This is a genomic window from Tepidimonas taiwanensis, assembly GCF_020162115.1.
Classification (GTDB): domain Bacteria; phylum Pseudomonadota; class Gammaproteobacteria; order Burkholderiales; family Burkholderiaceae_C; genus Tepidimonas; species Tepidimonas taiwanensis.
Map to the genome: position 1 here is coordinate 1,573,020 of NZ_CP083911.1, position 17,523 is coordinate 1,590,542.

Here is a 17,523-nt window from a genome sequence, read left to right on the forward strand (position 1 = left end):
CGCATGGCCTCCGATAAAGCAGTCAACAGCGAGCGTCAGTCGCTGTCGTCTGGTCCAGTGTCACCTAGGAGCTTGCCATGCCGCAAACCATCAACACCAACATCATGTCGCTGACGGCGCAGCGCAACCTCAACACCTCGCAAATGGGCATGAGCACCGCGATTGCCCGCCTGTCGTCGGGCCTGCGCATCAACAGCGCCCGCGACGACGCCGCGGGGCTGGCCATCGCCGAGCGCATGACCACCCAAGTGCGCGGCCTCAATCAGGCCGTGCGCAACGCCAACGACGGCATCTCGCTGGCGCAAACCATCGAGGGCGCGCTGGGCTCCTCGGCCTCCATCCTGCAGCGCATCCGCGAACTGGCCGTGCAGGCCGCCAACGGCTCCAACTCCGGGGCCGACCGCCAAGCCCTCAACGCCGAGGCCAACCAGCTCGTCGCCGAGCTGCAGCGCATCGCCGACACCACTGAGTTCAACGGACTCAAGGTCTTGAACGGTGCCTTTGGCTCTCAAACCTTCCAGGTCGGGGCCAACGCATACCAAACCATCACCGTCGGCGGCGCGGACACCCGTACCAACAAGTACGGACTGAACACGCTGGTCAGCGCGGCGGCGCAACCTGGTGTCTCCGCCGGTTATAACCCGGCCACTCTCACGATCGCCGGTCTGACGACCAAAACCGTCTCGATCGCGACCAACGACACGGCCAAGGTGGTGGCTGACCGAATCAACGCCGTCTCGGCCGAAACGGGGGTGACGGCCAGCGCCCGCAGCTTGGCCACGCTGGACTTTGCGTCCGCCAGCCCGGGGGCCTACAGCATCAGCATCACATCTAACAACACGACGGCGGTGACCGTGTCGTTCAACGTCAGCAACGCCGACTCGTCCGAAGGGCTGTCGCAAGCGGTCAATGAGATCAACAAGGTCTCGGCGCAGACGGGCGTGTCGGCCAAGCTCAACGAGGCCGGTAATGCCATCTTGCTGGAAAACGCAAGTGGCAACAACATCAGAATAGCGAATGGTGCGGGCAGTGTGGGGGATATCACGCTTGCCCAAGGGCGCCTGGACAACCAAGGCACATACCTTGCCAGCACTGCCACGACCATTGCGGCGGGCATGGATGCCATCTCCTTGGGCTACGTGAGCCTGGACTCCGCGACGGGGTTCTCTGTCAACGCTTCTGCGGCCAGCGTCTTCGCTTCCGGTGCCACCAACTCTGACAGCAGCAACACGGTCAACACGCTGAGCCTGACCACTGTGGACAAAGCCAGCTTGGCGATCCGTATCGTGGATCAGGCGTTGCAGACGATCTCCACGCTGCGCGCGAATTACGGTGCCATCCAGTCGCGGTTCGAGAGCACCATCAACAACCTGCAGACGACCAGCGAGAACGTCGCGGCGGCTCGCAGCCGTATCCAGGACGCGGACTTTGCGCAAGAGACGGCGGCGCTGTCGCGCGCGCAAATCCTGCAACAGGCCGGCACCGCGATGGTGGCCCAGGCGAACCAGCTGCCGCAAGGCGTGCTGGCGCTGCTGCGGTAATCGCGGCAGCGGTAAGCGGACGAGGGCGTGACCTTGTCCGCTTTTCCCCTTGCCGCGCCCATCGATCGGTGCGAAGATTGGGAAACTTGCTGTCACTGATCGGAGCCCATCATGCCCACCATCTCTTCCCCCGGTATCGGCAGTGGCCTGGACGTCAAGTCCATTGTTGGCCAGTTGGTGGAGCTGGAAAAAAAGCCGCTTACCCTGGTGCAGTTGCGCACGACGGCGGCGCAGACGCGCTTGTCGGTGGTGGGGCAGATCAAGTCGCAGCTGGCTGCACTGGACGACAGCCTGCGCGCGCTGACGCTCGGGAGTACTTACCAGGGCATGAGCGTCAAGTCCACCTCCGAGGCGGTACGCGGCACGGCCTCCAGCACAGCATTGCCCGGTCAGTACACCGTCAGCGTTTCTCAACTCGCGCAGGGTCAAGTCGCACGCTCGGACGCCTTGTCACCGTCGGTTCCCGTGGGCAGCGGGACGTTGACTATCACCACCGGTCGATGGGACACGGGGCCCGTCTTCACGCCGAGTGGCACGGCCATGACGATCTCGGTTTCCGCCACCGACACACTGGCCGATATCGCCCAAAAAATCAACGATGCCAACGGTTCGGTGCGGGCGGTGGTGGTCAATGACGGTGCCAACCAGCGTTTGGTGTTGCGCTCGACAGGCATCGGGGCCGACAGCGGCTTTCGTGTCCAGGTCACGGACGGCGACGGCAATGACGTGGACAACGCGGGGCTGTCGCGCTTGGCCTATGATCCCGCAGCGGGCACCGCTGGCTTGTCGCTGACACAGGCCGCGCAAAACACCGTTGCAACGGTCGATGGTGTGGCGGTCACCTCCAGCAACCGCACGATCGCCGACGTCATTCCGGGCGTGACGCTGGAGGTCTCGGCAACAACTGCCACGCCGGTGACGGTCGATGTGGCGCGCGACACCTCCGGCGCGCGCAAAGCCATCGAAGCGTTTGTCAGTGCCTTCAACCAGTTGAATCAAACGCTGACCGAGGCGACCCGTTACGACGCCCAGACGGGCACGGCTGGTCCGCTGCAGGGTGACAGCACGATCGTGACGTTGCAGTCGGCGCTGCGTCGGCTGATCGGGATGGCTGGCCCCGGTACCGACACGCAACAACGGTGGTCCGATATCGGTGTACGCTTGGCGCGCGACGGCAGCCTCACGATCGACGGCGCACGTTTAGAGAGCGCATTGGCACAGCCCGACGCGGTGCGTAACCTGCTGGCCAAAGCCGATGGACCGGTGCGCGGCTTGGCGGTCCAGCTGCGGGACTTCACGAGCGGAGCGCTGGCCTCAGACGGGCGCATGGGCCAAAAAGTCAAGGCTGTGGAGAGCGAGATCCAGCGCTTGCAAGAGCAGGCCAAACGTATCAACGAAAAGGCCGTGCGCACCGAAGAACGGCTGCTGGCGCAGTATGCGCGGCTGGACGCAACATTGTCCCAGTTCAACGCCCTCAATCAGTACGTCAGCCAGCAAGTTGCTCAGTGGAACAAGACCAGTAAATAAACACCACAGGCAACCCACAAGCTTTTGAATAGCGCCCGCTTGGGCGCTTTTTTTGTGCCTATGCCCAGCTGCCGCTGCGGCACGATCACGCTCACGATCGAAGGCGTTGGGAGCCACTCGATCGACGCTCCCCGCGGGTGGCGCTTGCGCGACGGACCGCGGGACCCGTCCCGCCCATCCTGACTTCGTGGAGATCGAACCATGCCGCAGACCATCAACACCAACATCATGTCGCTGACGGCGCAGCGCAACCTCAACACCTCGCAAATGGGCATGAGCACCACGATTGCCCGTCTGTCGTCGGGCCTGCGCATCAACAGCGCCCGCGACGACGCCGCGGGGCTGGCCATCGCCGAGCGCATGACCACCCAAGTGCGCGGCCTCAATCAGGCCGTGCGCAACGCCAACGACGGCATCTCGCTGGCGCAAACCATCGAGGGCGCGCTGGGCTCCTCGGCCTCCATCCTGCAGCGCATCCGCGAACTGGCCGTGCAGGCCGCCAACGGCTCCAACTCCGGGGCCGACCGCCAAGCCCTCAACGCCGAGGCCAACCAGCTCGTCGCCGAGCTGCAGCGCATCGCCGACACCACCGAATTCAACGGACTCAAAGTCCTCAACGGTGCCTTTGGTGCCCAGACCTTCCAGGTCGGGGCCAACGCATACCAAACCATCACCGTCGGCGGCGCGGACGCGCGCACCAACAAGTACGGACTCAACACGCTGGTCAGCGCAGCGGCAGTACCCAACGCGTCGGCAGGCTACAACGCAGGCACACTGACCATCGCCGGTCTGACGACCAAAACCGTCTCGATCGCCAACAACGATACCGCCAAAGTGGTGGCCGACCGAATCAACGCGGTCTCGGCCGAGACGGGGGTCACCGCCAGCGCCCGCAGCCTGGCCACGCTGGACTTCCAGGCCACCGGAGCCTACAGCATCAGCATCACGTCCGCCAACTCGTCCGCGGTCACGATCTCGTTCAATGTCAGCAACGTCGACTCATCCGAAGGTTTGGCGCAAGCCGTCAATGAGATCAACAAGGTCTCAGCGCAGACGGGCGTGTCGGCCAAGCTCAACGAGGCCGGCGACGCGATCTTGCTGGAAAACGCCACGGGTAGCAACATCACCATTGCCAATGGGGCCAGCAGCGCCGGCACCGCCACCTTGGCCCAGGGGCGTCTGGACAACCAAGGCACCTATGTGGTGAGCACAGCGGCCACCTTGGCCTTGGGTGGTTCCGCCACCTCGCTGGGCTATGTGGCGCTGGATTCGGCCACTGGGTTTGCAGTCTCGCAAACCGGAACCAACGTCTTTGCGGCGGCTAACAACACTTCGAATGGTGACAACACTGTCAACACCATCAGTCTGACCACGTTCGACAAGGCCAGCATGGCCATCCGTATCGTGGATCAAGCCTTACAAACCATCTCGGCCCTGCGCGCCAACTACGGCGCGTTGATGAGCCGTTTTGAAAATACGATCACGAATTTGCAAAACACCAGCGAGAACTTGGCAGCCGCGCGCAGCCGCATCCAAGACGCCGACTTCGCCGCTGAGACCGCCGCCCTCAGCCGCGCCCAAATCCTGCAGCAGGCGGGCACCGCCATGGTCGCGCAAGCCAACCAGCTCCCCCAAAACGTCCTGCGCCTGCTGCAAGGGTAAGCAGATACGGCAGCTGCCGTTACGTGGCCATATCATGTGGCTGGCGCACACGCGCCGTGCACGGAGCCGGGAACACCCCGGCTTTTTTGTTGCTATCGCTGATAGTCGTTGCATGAGACAGGCGTGATAGCACGTCGGCAACCGGAGCCGGAATGTGTCCGCTACGCTAAAGTGTGAACTGCTCCCGTGTGCGGTGGCTCTTCATCGCAAGCGAGAAACGCGTATGCGCTCAAGGAGTCCAGCCGATGACCGATAAACCGCTCAGACACCCACCTGTGACACGGAGCAGCAAGATGTACACCTCTCCCACCCAACGTTCGGTCAACGCGTATACCCGTCAGGCCATGGCCACACGCGTGGCCGCCGCCACCCCGCACGAGCTGATCGGCATGTTGTTCGAAGGGCTGCAGCAAAGTCTGCTCAGCGCCAAGGGGGCGATCGAACGCGGCGACATCCCCGCCAAGGGCGCGGCCATCGGCAAGGCGGTACGGATCCTGGACGAGGGGTTGCGCGCCGCGCTGGACCCGCAGGGGGGCGAACTGACGGAAAACCTGCGCGGGCTGTACGACTATTGCCTGCGGCGGCTGACGGAGGCCAATTTGCGCAACGACGCGGCGATCATCGACGAAGTACGGGGCCTGTTGGAGCCGATTGCGGACGCGTGGAACCAGATCCGCCCCCAATGATGCCCGACCCGATGCCCCCAGCAACACCCCGCGAAGCCCGCATCATGAACACCCCCGCCACGACTAGCCCCGCCAATGTGCTGGATTTCTACAAAGCCCTGGAAGCCGCGAGCGCGCGCATGCTGGAAGCCGCGCAGCTCGACGACTGGGACCGCGTCGTCGAGCTGGAGGGCGTGTGCGCGGTGCTGATCGAGCGGCTGCGCGAGCAGGCCGAGCGCGCTCCGCTGTCGCCCCAGGAGCGCGCGGAAAAGCACCGCATCATGCTGGCGATCCTGCGGCATGACGCACAGATCCGGGCGCTGGCCGAACCGTGGCTGGAGGTGTGGGACGACGCAGGGCTGGGTACGCGGCCGCCGCTGTTGCACTGATGCCCCAAAGATGGCGTTGCTGCCGCGTGTCCGCGTAACGGTCGGTGGGCGTGACCGTACGCCATCGCTGAGGGCGCCATCGCGGACAGTCGTCACACCTGCATGTTCATCACGTCGGTGTAAGCCTGCATCATGCGGTTGCGCACGTGCAGCGCGGCCTGAAAGCCGATTTGCGCCTTCTGCATCGCGACCATCGTTTCCTCCAGGCTGACGCTGCGGTCGCCCGCCTGGACGCGGTTTTGCAGCTCGCTGGCGCGGTTCTGCGCGGCGCTGACGTCCTGCAGCGCGGTGCGCAACGCGTCACCGAACCCGCGTGTGGGGGCGACGGCGGAAGTCGGGAGCGACGCGCCGGTAGCAGCGGGGGCGACACCCGACGCGCCCGCGGGGTTCATCGCGGCCTTCGCGGCCAAGGCTTTTTGCGCGGCGCGCAGCGCGGCGGCCTGCGCCGGGCTCATCGACGCGGTGGTCATGGGAAGCAGTCGCAGGTCCATGGCGGCTCCGATCGATGGTGTGGGGTGGCGCTAAGGATGGCCTTGATCGTAGGGCCGCGACCCCGCGCAACATAAGCGCAAAGAGGCCGACGAACGGCCGGCTGTTCGGGCTTTAGCGCGCGGCACCGCGTTTTGATAATGCGGCGCATGGCTACCACGACGACCGCTGTTGCCGAACTGGAACCCGCCCTGCCCGCCGAAGGGGAGCGCACGCCGCCGCTGTTGGCCGGCTGGCAGCGCCTGAGCACTGCACGCAAGGTGTCGCTCGGTGCCGGGGTGATCGCGCTCGTCGCCCTGCTCGCCACGGCCTTCTATCTGATCAACCGGCCGGACTACCGGGTGCTGTACGCCAACCTGTCGGACAAGGACGGTGGCGCGATCCTGGCGCAGTTGTCGCAGATGAACGTGCCGTACAAACACGCCGACGGCGGCAACGCGATCCTGGTGCCGGCCGACCGCGTCAACGACGTGCGCATGAAGCTGGCGAGCCTGGGCTTGCCGAAGGGGACGGTGACGGGGTTCGAGCTGATGGACCACACGCGCCTGGGAATGACGCAGTTCCAGGAGCGGGTCAACTTCCAGCGCAGCCTGGAGGGGGAGCTGACGCGCACGATCCTGTCGCTGAGCTCCGTCGCGGACGCGCGCGTGCATCTGGCGCTGCCCAACCAGAACGGCTTTTTCCGCGAGCAGCAGAAGCCCTCGGCCAGCGTGCTGCTGACGCTGCACCCGGGGCGTACGCTGGACCGCGCCCAGGTGGCGGGCATCGTGCACCTGGTGGCCAGTTCCGTGCCGGAGATGGACCCGAAGGCGGTGAGCGTCATCGACCAGCACGGGGCGCTGCTGTCGCAGCGGGACGAAGGCGGCCTCGGCGCGGATGCGCGGCAGATCGAGTACGTGCGCACGCTGGAGCAGATGTACACGCAGCGCATCCTGGACCTGCTGGAGCCGGTGGTCGGGCGCGAGAACGTGCGCGCCGCGGTGACGGCGGACGTGGACTTCTCGCTGACGGAGCGTACGAGCGAGCAGCACCGCCCGAACCAGGGCGATGAGCCCGCGGCGGTGCGCAGCTCGCAGACGGTGGAAGAAGGCGTGGCCGCTGCCACCGGACCGGCCGGCGTTCCCGGAGCGGTGACCAACGTGGCACCGGGGGCGACCAACGCCCCGATCAACGGTCCCGGCGCGCCGGTGGGCGTCGTCGGCCAGGACGGCACCGGCGCGGACGCCCGCCGCCGCCGCGAGCAGGTGGTGAACTACGAGGTGGACAAGACCATCTCCGTCACGCGCGGCGCGACCGGCACCATCCGCCGCGTGACCGCCGCGGTGGTGATCAACCACCTGCCCAACCCGGACGCGAAGAAGGGGCCGGCGACCGCGGCGCTGCCGCCGGAGCGGCTGGAGCAGATCCAGGCGCTGGTGCGCGAGGCGATCGGCTTCAGCGCCGAGCGCGGCGACTCGGTCAACGTGGTCAACGCACCGTTCAACGCCACCAAGCCGGAGCCGGTCGAGGTTCCGTGGTACCAGAGCCCGGACACGATGGAGCTGGTGCGCAGCCTCGCGCCGTCGCTCGGGTTGCTGGCGGTGGCGTTGATCCTGTACTTGGGGATGGTGCGCCCGGCGCTGAAGATGATGCAGCCGCCGCCGGCCGCACCGGTGACCGCCAGCGCCGAGGGCGCGGCCGCCCTGCCCGCCCCCGGCAGCCAGCTGCAGGCCGTCGTTGGCGAGGTGGTGGAGCGCCCCGGATTGCCCGAACCGGTGCACAATGAACCCAGCCCCGAGGAGCTGCGGCTGGCGGATGCGCGCCGTCTCGCGAAGGAAAATCCGGTCGCCGTGGCCAACATCATCAAGGGCTGGATCAGCGGTGAGGGGGCGGCCGCCTGAGCCAGCCGCGGCAACGGGTGAGCGGACATGGCAGACACCGACGACGGACTGCAGGACGCGGCCATCTTCCTCATGTCGCTGGGCGAGGAGGAGGCCGCGGAGGTCTTCAAGCACTTCTCGCCCAAGGAGGTACAGCGCTTGGGCGAGGCAATCGCGCGCATGCGCGTCGTACCCAAGGAAAAGGTACAGTCGGTCATCGAGCGCTTCACGCGCGAGGCGCAGTCGCAAAGCCTGCTGGTGTCGGACACCGATAATTACGTCCGCGCCGTGCTCCGGCGAGCGTTGGGTGACGACAAAGCGGCGCTGCTGATCGACCGCATCCTGCAGGGCGGCGACGTCTCGGGCATCGAGAGCCTGAAGTGGATGGACCCGATCTCGGTGGCGGAGCTGCTGCGCAACGAGCACCCGCAGATCCTGGCGGCGATCCTCGTGCACCTGGACCAGGACCACGCGGCCAACATCCTGAAACACTTCACCGAACGCACCCGCAACGAGGTGATGCTGCGCATCGCAACGCTCGAGGGCATCCAGCCCACGGCGCTCAAAGACCTGAACGAGGCGCTGTATCAAGTGCTCGCCGGCGGCGACAAGATCCGCAAGAGCTCGCTGGGCGGGATCAAGACCGCGGCCGAGATCATCAACCTGCTGGGCGCGAGCCTCGAGGCCAGCGTCATCGATTCGATCCGCGAGCAAGACCCGGATCTGGCGCAGAAGATCATGGACAAGATGTTCACCTTCGAGGACCTGCTCAAGCTCGACAACAAGTCGCTGCAGATGGTGCTCAAGGAGGTGTCGTCGGACCAGCTGGTCGTCGCGCTCAAGGGCGCGTCGCAGGAGCTGCGGGAAAAAATCCTCTCCAACATGTCCAGCCGCGCGGCCGAGGCGCTCAAGGAAGACCTGGAGTCGCGCGGGCCGGTGCGACTGTCGGAGGTGGAGGCGCAGCAGAAGGAAATCCTGAAGGTGGTGCGCCGACTGGCCGACGAGGGCCAGATCGTGCTGGGAGGAGGCGGCGACGATGCCTTCGTCTAACCGGGGCACGCACCCGTACCAGCGCTTTATCCCGCGCGAGGAAGTGCAGGCGGTCGTCGCGTGGGCGTTCGAGCCCGTCAGCGACGAGGAGCGGGCGGCGCGCGCCGCGCCTGCCCCGCCCGAAGAAGAAAAAGAGCCCACCTTCAGCGCGGAGGAGGTGGAAGCTGCTCGGGCGCAGGCGTTCGCCGAGGGTTTCGAACAGGGCCGCCAGACCGGGGCCCAGGAGGCGCGGGACGCGCTGCAGGAGCCGCTGCGCCAGCAGGCGCGCGAACACGCCGAGCGCATCGCGGCGCTGCTGCAACAGGCACAGGAGCAGCTCGACGCCGTCCAGCGCGAACTGGCCGACCAGGTGTTGCTGCTGGCCTGCGACATCGCGCGGCAGGTGGTGCGCCGCGAGCTCGCGCAGCCGCTGGGGCCCGTGCGGGCGGTCGTGGAGGAAGCGCTGGGGATGCTCACCGACGACGCGCGCCCGGCGGTGCTGCGGCTGCACCCGGACGACGCCCAGCGCCTGCAGCCGCACCTGGGCGACGCGTTGCAGCGCCAGCGCGTGACGCTGCAGCCCGACGCACGCCTGACGCCCGGCGGGTGTGTGCTGGAGACGGCGCTCGGCTCGGTGGACGCGACGGTGGAGCGGCGCTGGGTGCGGGCGGTGGGCAACCTCGGGCTCGACCTCTCGTGGGCCGACGACGAGCCGCAGGAGGGTGGCGATGCCTGACCGCAGCACGTGGGAGCGCTTTCTGGCGGCGGCGCGGCAGGCTGCGAGCCAGCCGACGCCGCTGGAGGCGAGCGGCCGCCTGACGCGACTCGCCGGCCTGGTGCTGGAGGCGCAGGGCATCCGCGCGCCGGTGGGCTCGCAGTGCCTGATCGACCCCAACCCCGACCCGCTCGCCCCGCCCCCGCCGAACGACCCGGCGGTGCTGGCGGAGGTGGTGGGCTTTGCCGGCGACCGCGCGTACCTGATGCCGGCGAGCGAGATGCTGGGCCTGGCCCCGGGCGCGCGGGTGCGGCCGCTGCCGCCGTACCGCCCCCGGCCGCGCCTGGGCGACGAACCCCACCCCATCGTCCCGAACGACCGCGGCGTGCTGCGCGTGCCGATGGGGGACGGCCTGCTCGGGCGCGTCGTGGACGCCTACGGCCACCCGCTCGACCACGGCGGCCCGCTGCAGGGCGTGCAGTCGCAGCCGTTGGAGCGGCCGCCGATCAACGCGATGAACCGCGCCCCGATCCGGCGGGCGCTGGATACCGGCGTGCGCGCGATCAACGCGCTGCTGACCGTCGGGCGCGGCCAGCGGCTGGGGCTGTTTGCGGGCTCCGGCGTGGGCAAGAGCGTGCTGCTCGGCATGATGGCGCGCTACACGCAGGCGGACGTGATCGTCGTCGGGCTGATCGGCGAGCGCGGGCGCGAGGTCAAGGAATTCGTCGAGGATATCCTGGGACCGCAGGACCGCGGGCGCGCGGTCGTCGTCGCCGCCCCGGCCGATGCGCCGCCGCTGGTGCGGCTACAAGGGGCGCATTACGCCACCGCGATCGCCGAGCGCTTCCGCGACGACGGGCGCCACGTGCTGCTGCTGATGGACTCGCTGACGCGCTACGCGATGGCGCAGCGCGAAATCGCGCTGGCCATCGGCGAGCCACCGGCCACCAAGGGCTACCCGCCCAGTGCCTTCGCGCGGCTGCCGCAACTGGTGGAGCGCTCCGGCAACGGGCCGGAGGGCGGCGGCTCGATCACGGCGTTCTACACCGTGCTGTCCGAAGGCGACGACCAGCAGGACCCAGTGGCCGACGCCGCGCGCGCGATCCTCGACGGACACGTCGTGCTCTCGCGCGCGCTGGCCGAGTCGGGCGTGTACCCGGCCATCGATATCGAGGCGTCGGCCTCGCGCGTGATGCACAACGTCGTGACACCCGAGCATTGGGCACTGGCGCGGCGCTTCCGGCAACTCTACTCGCGCTACCAAAAGAGCCGCGACCTGATCCAGCTCGGCGCGTACGTGGCCGGCAGCGACCCCGAGACTGATCTGGCGATCCAGCTCCACCCGGCGATGCAGGCCTTCCTGATGCAGGACATGCGCGAGGGAGCGCCCTTCGACGACAGCGTGCAGCAGCTCGCCGAGGTGTTGCGCCCCGCGACCGGCGCGGCCGCGCGTGCGGCGGCAGGAGGCCGCGCATGAACCGCCCGCGCGACTTGGGGCCGCTGCTGACACTGGCGGAACGCCGCCGCGACGAGGCGGCGCAGGCGCTCGCCCACGCGCGCCGCGAACGCGCGAGCGCCGAGGCCCAGATGCAGCAGCTGCAGGCCTACACGCGGGACGCCGATGCCCGCTGGCGCGACCGCACGCGCACGGGCGTCACCCCCACGCTGCTCGCCACGCACCGGCAGTTCATGCTCAAACTCGAAGACGCCGTGCGCTACCAGACGGACGTGCTGCAGCAGCTGGATCAGCGCATCGGCCAACTGCTGGGCGCGCTGGCCGAGGCCGAGCGCGAGCTCGCCGCGCTGCAGCGCGTGCAGCAGCGTTGGTTGCACGACTGGCAGCGCCGCCAGCAGCGGCTCGAGCAAAAGGCGACCGACGAAATGGCCGCCACGCTGCACCGCCACCGCCACACCCGCCACCCCGACGAAGGAGGTCCGCGATGAAGACCGAAGTCACCGCCACCCCGGCGGCCCACGCACACGCCCACGGCCCCGCCCGCGCGGGCCGTGCCCAGCCCGCCACGCCCGACGCCGCGGGGGACGATCCGTTTGCCGACCTGCTGGCCGGGCTGTTTGCGGAAGCCGACACCCTCCCTGCGCAGGACGAAACGGATACGACGACGGCTACCGCCGACGGCGTGACCCCGCCGGGGATCGCCCCCTGGACGCCACCACCGGAGGTCGGACAGCCGGTCGCCGACGCGGCCGAGGCTGGTGATCCTGCCGCCGACGACGCGTCAGCCGGCCGTCGCTCGCCAGCCGACCCCACTGGTACGTCCGCGACGGTCGGCAGCGGTCAACCGGCGTCGGCCCAGCCCTTCGGCGCGTGGGTGTCGACGGTGGCGCGCGGCAAGGGACGTGCGGGGCCGGCGGTCCGGGGGATGGAGGCCAACGCCCGCGACACCGGTGCGACCACCGATGCTGCTACGCCCGCCACTGGCCCTGGGCGCCACGGGGAACGGACCGTATCGGTGGCACTGATGCCTCCGCCCATGATCGCGGTCGCGATGGCCGAGATGGCCCCACCGGGCCTCGCGCCGGACCAGGCATCGCGCGACCGTCGGGGGGACGACATCACCGCCAAAGGCGCCGCAGGCTGGGGGGATGCACCGGCCGGCGCCAGCAGCGAGGCCCCCGCCGCCACCGAAGCAGCGGCCGCGTGGCAACAGGCGTTGGGCGAAGCGTTCGACAGCATCGGCGCGCAAATCAGCCTGTGGGCCGCCGGCAAGGCCCAGCGCGCGAGCTTCTCGGTCGAGGAAGGACTGGACGATCCGCTGGCGGTGGAAGTAACGGTGTCGGACGGGGTGGCACAGCTGAGCTTTCGCACCGACGACGGCGCGTTGCGTCAGATGATCCAGGCGCAGGCGCCGGGCGCGCTGGCCGACGCGCTCGCCCGCGCGGGTTTGGCGTTGGGGCAGCTCGACGTCGGCGCCCACACGGCGCGGGAGCGCCAAGGCGCCCCCGCGGACGCCCACCCCGCGAAACGCGCCACGCTGACCTTGACCGCCGCAGCGGAGGGGGCGGCCGTGCCGGGCCTGGCGCGCCCGATGCGATCGACCGGTGGCGTCGGACTCGACGTCTACGCCTGAGGTCGCGAAACCCGGATAAAGGGGTCCCACGGGCGGTTGATCGGGCTTTGGCCGCGCGGGGCCGCCGCCCGACAATGCAGCGAACGGGATGCGTGACACAATAGCCGGCGTCGGCGCCAACCGGGCGCCCCCGACCCTGCCACTTGCGCTGAACCGACCATGTCCAAACCTGCTGAAGCCCCCGCCGCTGGCGAAAAGCCCAAGAGCAAAAAGCTCCTGTTGATCATCATCGCCCTGGTGGTGGTGCTGATCGGCGCGGGTGCCGCGGGGTTCTTCTTGCTCAAAGGCCATCCGGAAGACGAGGAGGAAGTCGGCGACACCCCCGCCAAGACGGCCAAGGATGCCAAACCCAAGCCCAAGAAGAAGGACCCCGCCGTCGCACCCACGTTCATGCCGCTGGACGCGGTGGTGGTCAACCTGGCCGATACCGGCTCGGCCCGTTACGCCCAGGTCGGCATCACGCTGCAGGTGGAAGACGAGGCCACGGCCAACGAAGTCAAGAAATACATGCCGGCGATCCGCAACGGCATCCTGTTGCGGATCTCCAAGCGCACGGCGGACCAGCTGCTATCCGTGGAAGGCAAGGAGCAGCTGGCCAGCGACATCCTCGAATTCGTGCGCGAAACCACCGGCATGGAGGAATACAGAGGCTACAGCCCCGTTGAAGCGGTGCTGTTTTCCAGCCTGATCGTGCAGTGAGGCGAGCACACGCCGCCCAAAACCTTTGGTGACACCATGAGCGACGCGTTTCTGTCCCAGGACGAGATCGACGCCCTGCTCGAGGGCGTCACCGGCGAGAGCCAGAAACTGGCCAAGGAAGAGGTCCAGACTGGCGGTATCCGTACCTACGACCTCTCCAAACAAGAGCGCATCGTCCGTGGGCGCATGCCCACGATGGAGGTCATCAACGAGCGCTTTGCGCGCAACCTGCGCGTGGGGCTGTTCAACTTCATCCGACGCAGTCCCGAGATCTCTGTCGGCCCGGTGCAGGTGCAAAAGTACAGCATGTTCCTGCGCGAGCTGGTGGTGCCGACGAACTTCAACATCATGGCGGTGCGGCCGCTGCGCGGCAGCGGCCTCGTCGTGTGCGAGCCCACACTGCTGTTCGGTGTCATCGACAGCCTCTTCGGCGGCACTGGCAAGTTCCACACCCGAATCGAGGGACGCGACTTCTCGCCCACCGAACAGCGCGTCATCAACCGCATGGTCGATGTCGTCTCGGAGGAATACAAGAAGGCATGGAAGGGCATCTATCCGCTCGAGCTGGTCTACCAGCGATCGGAGATGCAGCCGCAGTTCGCCAACATCGCCACCCCGAGCGAGATCGTGGTCAGCACCAGTTTCGCCCTCGAAATTGGCGATATCACCGGCTCGTTGCACGTGTGCATCCCCTACTCCACACTGGAGCCGATCCGCGACCTGCTGTATTCCAACACGCAGGGCGACTCGATGGAGGTGGACCGGCGCTGGGTGAAACTGCTCAGCCAAGAAATCCAGGCCGCCGAGGTCGAACTGGTGGCGGAGCTCGCCACCGCCGAGGCCACGGTGGAGCAGCTGCTGGCGATGAAGGTCGGCGATTTCATCGAGCTGGAGCGCGAGCGCATCATCCAGGCCAAGGTCGGCGGCGTGCCGGTGCTGGAATGCGAGTATGGCACGCACAACGGCAAGTACGCGCTGAAGGTGGTGCGCACCATCCGCAGCAGTGACCAGAGCTGGCACGGACACGGAGCGACGAGCTATGACAAGTGACAACGACAACCCGCCCGCCGGCCCGGTGGACGAGCAGGCGCTGGCCGACGAATGGGCGCAGGCCTTGCAGGAGCAGGCCGCCAGCAGCGGCAGTGGCGGCGGCGACGACAACGTCTTTGCCGGCGCGCCGCACTTCGACGGCGCCGCCCCCGCGCCCACCGGCAACAACGACATCAGCCTGGTGCTCGACATCCCGGTGACGCTGTCGGTGGAACTCGGCCGCACCAAGGTGCCGATCAAATATATCCTGCAGCTCGCCCAGGGCTCCATCGTCGAACTCGACGCGCTGGCGGGCGAGCCGATGGACGTGCTGGTCAACGGCTACCTGATCGCGCAGGGCGAGGTGGTGGTGGTCAACGAAAAGTTCGGCATCCGCCTGACCGATATCGTGACCCCGTCCGAGCGGCTGCGGCGTCTGAGCAAACACTGAGAGCGCGCGGTGATGGCGGGCAACTGGGCCTCGTGGCTGCCAGCGTTGGCGCTGCTCGCGCTGCTGGCGCTGCTCGCGTGGGGCGTGCAGTGGTGGCGGCAGCGCCTGCAGGCCGGGGGCGGGGGCGGCACCACGCTGCGGGTCGTGTCCCAGCTGATGGTGGGGCCGCAGCAGCGCGTCGTGGTCGTGGAGCTCGACGGCCCCACCGGCACGGTGCGGCTCACGCTCGGCGTCACCCCACAGCACGTGCGCACGCTGCATGTGCAGCCGCTGGGCACCGCACCGCGCGCCGGCGCGCCGACCCGTGAGGCACCCGCTGACGAGGTGCCGAACGGGGCCGCGCCGCGCTACGCCGACGTCGCCCGCGCGCTGCGGGGGGAGCCGGACGGTCGGGAGTCCACGCCATGAGCCTGCGACGCCCCCGGTGGCTGCGCCACGGCGCGGTCGTGCTGGCGGCCCTCGGCGGTGCCGCCGCATGGTCGCAGACCGCGACGCCGCCGGGTCAGCTGCCCCTGATCATCGGCCAGGGGCCACAAGGGACGAGCTACTCGGTGCCGATCCAGACGCTGCTGTTTTTCACGGCGCTGTCGTTCCTGCCGGCCGTGTTGCTGATGATGACGGCGTTTACGCGCATCGTCATCGTGCTGTCGCTGCTGCGGCAGGCGCTGGGCACGCAGGCGTCCCCGCCCAACCAGGTCATCATCGGGCTGTCGCTGTTCCTGACCTTCTTCGTCATGGGGCCGACACTCGATCAGGTGTACGAAAACGCCTACCGCCCCTACAGCACGGGACAGGCCACGTTCGAGCAGGCCGTCGCCGCGGCCGAGGCCCCGATGCGCACCTTCATGAAGGCGCAGACGCGGCAGGCGGACTTTCAGCTCTTCGTCAACCTGGCCAAACTGCCGCCCACGACGACCGTAGACGACGCGCCGCTGCGCGTGCTGGTGCCGGCGTTCGTCATCAGCGAACTCAAAACCGCGTTCCAGATCGGGTTCATGATCTTCATCCCCTTTCTGGTCATCGACATGATCGTGGCCAGCGTCCTGATGTCGCTGGGGATGATGATGCTGTCGCCCGTGCTGGTGGCGCTGCCGTTCAAGCTGATGCTGTTCGTGCTCGCCGACGGCTGGAACCTGCTCGTCGGGTCGCTGGCGGCGAGCTTTGCCACCCCCTGACCGTCCCCCTGATTGCCACCCGACACCGCCGACCGACGTGAGGAGCCCCGTATGGAACCGCAAGCCGTTCTGACGCTGGCACAGCAGGCGATGTTCACGCTGCTGGCGGTGTCCGCTCCGGTGCTGGGCGTGGTGCTCGTGGTGGGGCTGGTGATCAGCCTGTTTCAGGCGCTGACGCAGATCAACGAGGCGACGCTCTCTTTCGTGCCCAAGCTCGTCGCGGCGGTGGCGGTGCTCGCGCTGACCGGCCCGTGGATGCTGACGACGCTGGTGGAGTTCATCCGCCGCATCCTACTGGCGCTGCCCGAGTACGCAGTCTGACCCCGCGCGAGGCAACGCACGCTCCGGCCGCGACGATGGACGGTGTTTTCCTGACCTTCACCGAAGCGCAGCTGATGGGGTGGCTGACGCCGGTCTTCTGGCCGTTTCTGCGCATCCTGGCGCTGATGTCGGCAGCCCCGCTGTTTTCCGCGCGTTCGGTGCCGTTGCGCACGCGCATCGGCTTTGCCCTCGTGATGGCGGTGTGTATCCAGCCCGCGCTGCCAGAGCCCCCCAACCTGTCGCTCAACGACCCGCGCGCGCTGGGCGCGGTGGTGCAACAGCTCGCCATCGGGCTGTCCATTGGACTTGCGGCGCGCATCGTCTTTGCCGCGATCGAGATGGCCGGCGAGATCGTCGGCTTGCAGATGGGGTTGAACTTTGCGGGCTTTTTCGACCCCAGCACGGGGGCGCAAAGCAGCACGGTCGGGCGCTTCTATGGCAACACGACGATGCTGCTGTTCATCGTGCTCAACGGCCACCTGCTGTTGCTGCAGGCGGTGGCGGCGAGCTTTGCCACCTTTCCCGTGGGCGACGGCACGTGGTCGGCGCTGCGGCAGATGCGGCTGCACGAGCTGGGCGCGGCGATCTTCGCCCACGGGCTGTGGATCGCGCTGCCGCTGATCGCGCTGCTGCTGTTCGTGAATGTGGTGCTGGGCATCATCTCGCGCATCGCGCCGCAGATGAACGTGTTCGCCATCGGCTTTCCGCTGACGCTGTCGGTGGGGCTGATCGGCATCGCCGCGTCGCTGCCGATGCTGGCCGAGCCGATGGCGCGGCTGATGCGGCTGCTCGCTGACCTGTACGGGGTGTGACGCCTCCGGGTGTGACACCTTTGCCGCCGAGCGGGCCCCACCGCTTTCGAGCGCCACGGCCGCGGCGCCCG

19 protein-coding genes are annotated in these 17,523 nt (G+C 68.0%); 18 read left to right on the forward strand and 1 reads right to left on the reverse strand.

All coding sequences use genetic code 11. From position 1 onward, the window contains the following. The first annotated feature begins 77 nt into the window (after nt 1-77). From LCC91_RS07270 to LCC91_RS07290, 5 genes are all read left to right on the forward strand, one after another. Nucleotides 78-1,541, forward strand: a complete 1,464-nt coding sequence (locus tag LCC91_RS07270) for a flagellin N-terminal helical domain-containing protein (protein WP_143897428.1) — start codon at nt 78-80, stop codon at nt 1,539-1,541. Nucleotides 1,542-1,652: 111 nt separating this feature from the next. Continuing rightward, nucleotides 1,653-3,068, forward strand: a complete 1,416-nt coding sequence (gene fliD, locus LCC91_RS07275) for a flagellar filament capping protein FliD (protein WP_043700889.1) — start codon at nt 1,653-1,655, stop codon at nt 3,066-3,068. A 201-nt stretch (nt 3,069-3,269) separates the two neighbouring features. Further along, complete coding sequence (locus LCC91_RS07280) at nt 3,270-4,730, forward strand: flagellin N-terminal helical domain-containing protein (protein WP_143897429.1); 1,461 nt, start codon at nt 3,270-3,272, stop codon at nt 4,728-4,730. Between the two features lie 293 nt (nt 4,731-5,023). Further along, nucleotides 5,024-5,416 carry a flagellar export chaperone FliS gene (fliS, locus tag LCC91_RS07285; RefSeq protein ID WP_043698230.1) on the forward strand — a complete coding sequence of 131 codons (393 nt, stop codon included), beginning with the start codon at nt 5,024-5,026 and terminating at the stop codon, nt 5,414-5,416. Between the two features lie 44 nt (nt 5,417-5,460). Next, nucleotides 5,461-5,784 carry a flagellar protein FliT gene (locus LCC91_RS07290; protein ID WP_043698227.1) on the forward strand — a complete coding sequence of 108 codons (324 nt, stop codon included), beginning with the start codon at nt 5,461-5,463 and terminating at the stop codon, nt 5,782-5,784. A 92-nt stretch (nt 5,785-5,876) separates the two neighbouring features. Here the strand turns inward: LCC91_RS07290 and fliE are convergent, their stop codons facing one another. Next, complete coding sequence (gene fliE, locus LCC91_RS07295) at nt 5,877-6,176, reverse strand: flagellar hook-basal body complex protein FliE (RefSeq protein WP_143897457.1); 300 nt, start codon at nt 6,174-6,176, stop codon at nt 5,877-5,879. Nucleotides 6,177-6,422: 246 nt separating this feature from the next. Here fliE and fliF point away from each other — a divergent pair, with 246 nt between their 5' ends. The 13 genes from fliF (at nt 6,423) to fliR (ending at nt 17,452) form a co-directional block, all read left to right on the forward strand. Next, nucleotides 6,423-8,153 (forward strand): flagellar basal-body MS-ring/collar protein FliF, encoded by a 1,731-nt coding sequence (gene fliF / locus LCC91_RS07300; RefSeq protein ID WP_143897430.1) that lies wholly within the window; start codon nt 6,423-6,425, stop codon nt 8,151-8,153. 27 nt (nt 8,154-8,180) lie between these two features. Then, entirely contained in the window at nt 8,181-9,182 is a 1,002-nt protein-coding gene (gene fliG, locus LCC91_RS07305) for a flagellar motor switch protein FliG (RefSeq protein WP_043698218.1), read from the forward strand. Beyond that, nucleotides 9,169-9,897, forward strand: coding sequence for a FliH/SctL family protein (locus tag LCC91_RS07310; protein ID WP_043698214.1), 729 nt, complete (start codon nt 9,169-9,171; stop codon nt 9,895-9,897). Before fliG ends, LCC91_RS07310 begins: the two co-directional genes overlap by 14 nt. Beyond that, complete coding sequence (fliI, locus tag LCC91_RS07315) at nt 9,890-11,353, forward strand: flagellar protein export ATPase FliI (protein WP_052231320.1); 1,464 nt, start codon at nt 9,890-9,892, stop codon at nt 11,351-11,353. Before LCC91_RS07310 ends, fliI begins: the two co-directional genes overlap by 8 nt. After that, entirely contained in the window at nt 11,350-11,820 is a 471-nt protein-coding gene (gene fliJ / locus LCC91_RS07320) for a flagellar export protein FliJ (protein WP_052231319.1), read from the forward strand. The genes fliI and fliJ overlap by 4 nt, the downstream gene beginning before the upstream one ends. Continuing rightward, nucleotides 11,817-12,965, forward strand: a complete 1,149-nt coding sequence (locus LCC91_RS07325; protein WP_043698211.1) for a flagellar hook-length control protein FliK — start codon at nt 11,817-11,819, stop codon at nt 12,963-12,965. Before fliJ ends, LCC91_RS07325 begins: the two co-directional genes overlap by 4 nt. A 159-nt stretch (nt 12,966-13,124) precedes the next feature. Continuing rightward, a complete protein-coding gene (locus tag LCC91_RS07330; RefSeq protein ID WP_143897431.1) occupies nt 13,125-13,664 on the forward strand; it encodes a flagellar basal body-associated FliL family protein in 540 nt (179 codons plus the stop codon). A 36-nt stretch (nt 13,665-13,700) separates the two neighbouring features. Next, nucleotides 13,701-14,714 carry a flagellar motor switch protein FliM gene (gene fliM / locus LCC91_RS07335; protein ID WP_143897432.1) on the forward strand — a complete coding sequence of 338 codons (1,014 nt, stop codon included), beginning with the start codon at nt 13,701-13,703 and terminating at the stop codon, nt 14,712-14,714. Further along, nucleotides 14,704-15,144 (forward strand): flagellar motor switch protein FliN, encoded by a 441-nt coding sequence (gene fliN / locus LCC91_RS07340; protein WP_043698205.1) that lies wholly within the window; start codon nt 14,704-14,706, stop codon nt 15,142-15,144. The genes fliM and fliN overlap by 11 nt, the downstream gene beginning before the upstream one ends. 12 nt (nt 15,145-15,156) lie before the next feature. Then, entirely contained in the window at nt 15,157-15,552 is a 396-nt protein-coding gene (locus tag LCC91_RS07345) for a FliO/MopB family protein (protein ID WP_143897433.1), read from the forward strand. Then, nucleotides 15,549-16,319, forward strand: coding sequence for a flagellar type III secretion system pore protein FliP (gene fliP / locus LCC91_RS07350; protein ID WP_143897434.1), 771 nt, complete (start codon nt 15,549-15,551; stop codon nt 16,317-16,319). Before LCC91_RS07345 ends, fliP begins: the two co-directional genes overlap by 4 nt. A gap of 51 nt (nt 16,320-16,370) precedes the next feature. Beyond that, entirely contained in the window at nt 16,371-16,640 is a 270-nt protein-coding gene (gene fliQ, locus LCC91_RS07355) for a flagellar biosynthesis protein FliQ (RefSeq protein ID WP_058616729.1), read from the forward strand. Nucleotides 16,641-16,675: 35 nt separating this feature from the next. Beyond that, nucleotides 16,676-17,452, forward strand: coding sequence for a flagellar biosynthetic protein FliR (gene fliR / locus LCC91_RS07360; protein WP_224440882.1), 777 nt, complete (start codon nt 16,676-16,678; stop codon nt 17,450-17,452). The last annotated feature ends 71 nt before the right edge of the window (nt 17,453-17,523 follow it).

What these genes read in the sequence shown, in the direction of transcription:
- LCC91_RS07270 (WP_143897428.1), top strand. Translation starts at nt 78, where the DNA reads ATGCCGCAAACCATCAACACCAACATCATGTCGCTGACGGCGCAGCGC.
- fliD (WP_043700889.1), top strand. Translation starts at nt 1,653, where the DNA reads ATGCCCACCATCTCTTCCCCCGGTATCGGCAGTGGCCTGGACGTCAAG.
- LCC91_RS07280 (WP_143897429.1), top strand. Translation starts at nt 3,270, where the DNA reads ATGCCGCAGACCATCAACACCAACATCATGTCGCTGACGGCGCAGCGC.
- fliS (WP_043698230.1), top strand. Translation starts at nt 5,024, where the DNA reads ATGTACACCTCTCCCACCCAACGTTCGGTCAACGCGTATACCCGTCAG.
- LCC91_RS07290 (WP_043698227.1), top strand. Translation starts at nt 5,461, where the DNA reads ATGAACACCCCCGCCACGACTAGCCCCGCCAATGTGCTGGATTTCTAC.
- fliE (WP_143897457.1), bottom strand. Translation starts at nt 6,176, where the DNA reads ATGAACCCCGCGGGCGCGTCGGGTGTCGCCCCCGCTGCTACCGGCGCG.
- fliF (WP_143897430.1), top strand. Translation starts at nt 6,423, where the DNA reads ATGGCTACCACGACGACCGCTGTTGCCGAACTGGAACCCGCCCTGCCC.
- fliG (WP_043698218.1), top strand. Translation starts at nt 8,181, where the DNA reads ATGGCAGACACCGACGACGGACTGCAGGACGCGGCCATCTTCCTCATG.
- LCC91_RS07310 (WP_043698214.1), top strand. Translation starts at nt 9,169, where the DNA reads ATGCCTTCGTCTAACCGGGGCACGCACCCGTACCAGCGCTTTATCCCG.
- fliI (WP_052231320.1), top strand. Translation starts at nt 9,890, where the DNA reads ATGCCTGACCGCAGCACGTGGGAGCGCTTTCTGGCGGCGGCGCGGCAG.
- fliJ (WP_052231319.1), top strand. Translation starts at nt 11,350, where the DNA reads ATGAACCGCCCGCGCGACTTGGGGCCGCTGCTGACACTGGCGGAACGC.
- LCC91_RS07325 (WP_043698211.1), top strand. Translation starts at nt 11,817, where the DNA reads ATGAAGACCGAAGTCACCGCCACCCCGGCGGCCCACGCACACGCCCAC.
- LCC91_RS07330 (WP_143897431.1), top strand. Translation starts at nt 13,125, where the DNA reads ATGTCCAAACCTGCTGAAGCCCCCGCCGCTGGCGAAAAGCCCAAGAGC.
- fliM (WP_143897432.1), top strand. Translation starts at nt 13,701, where the DNA reads ATGAGCGACGCGTTTCTGTCCCAGGACGAGATCGACGCCCTGCTCGAG.
- fliN (WP_043698205.1), top strand. Translation starts at nt 14,704, where the DNA reads ATGACAAGTGACAACGACAACCCGCCCGCCGGCCCGGTGGACGAGCAG.
- LCC91_RS07345 (WP_143897433.1), top strand. Translation starts at nt 15,157, where the DNA reads ATGGCGGGCAACTGGGCCTCGTGGCTGCCAGCGTTGGCGCTGCTCGCG.
- fliP (WP_143897434.1), top strand. Translation starts at nt 15,549, where the DNA reads ATGAGCCTGCGACGCCCCCGGTGGCTGCGCCACGGCGCGGTCGTGCTG.
- fliQ (WP_058616729.1), top strand. Translation starts at nt 16,371, where the DNA reads ATGGAACCGCAAGCCGTTCTGACGCTGGCACAGCAGGCGATGTTCACG.
- fliR (WP_224440882.1), top strand. Translation starts at nt 16,676, where the DNA reads ATGGACGGTGTTTTCCTGACCTTCACCGAAGCGCAGCTGATGGGGTGG.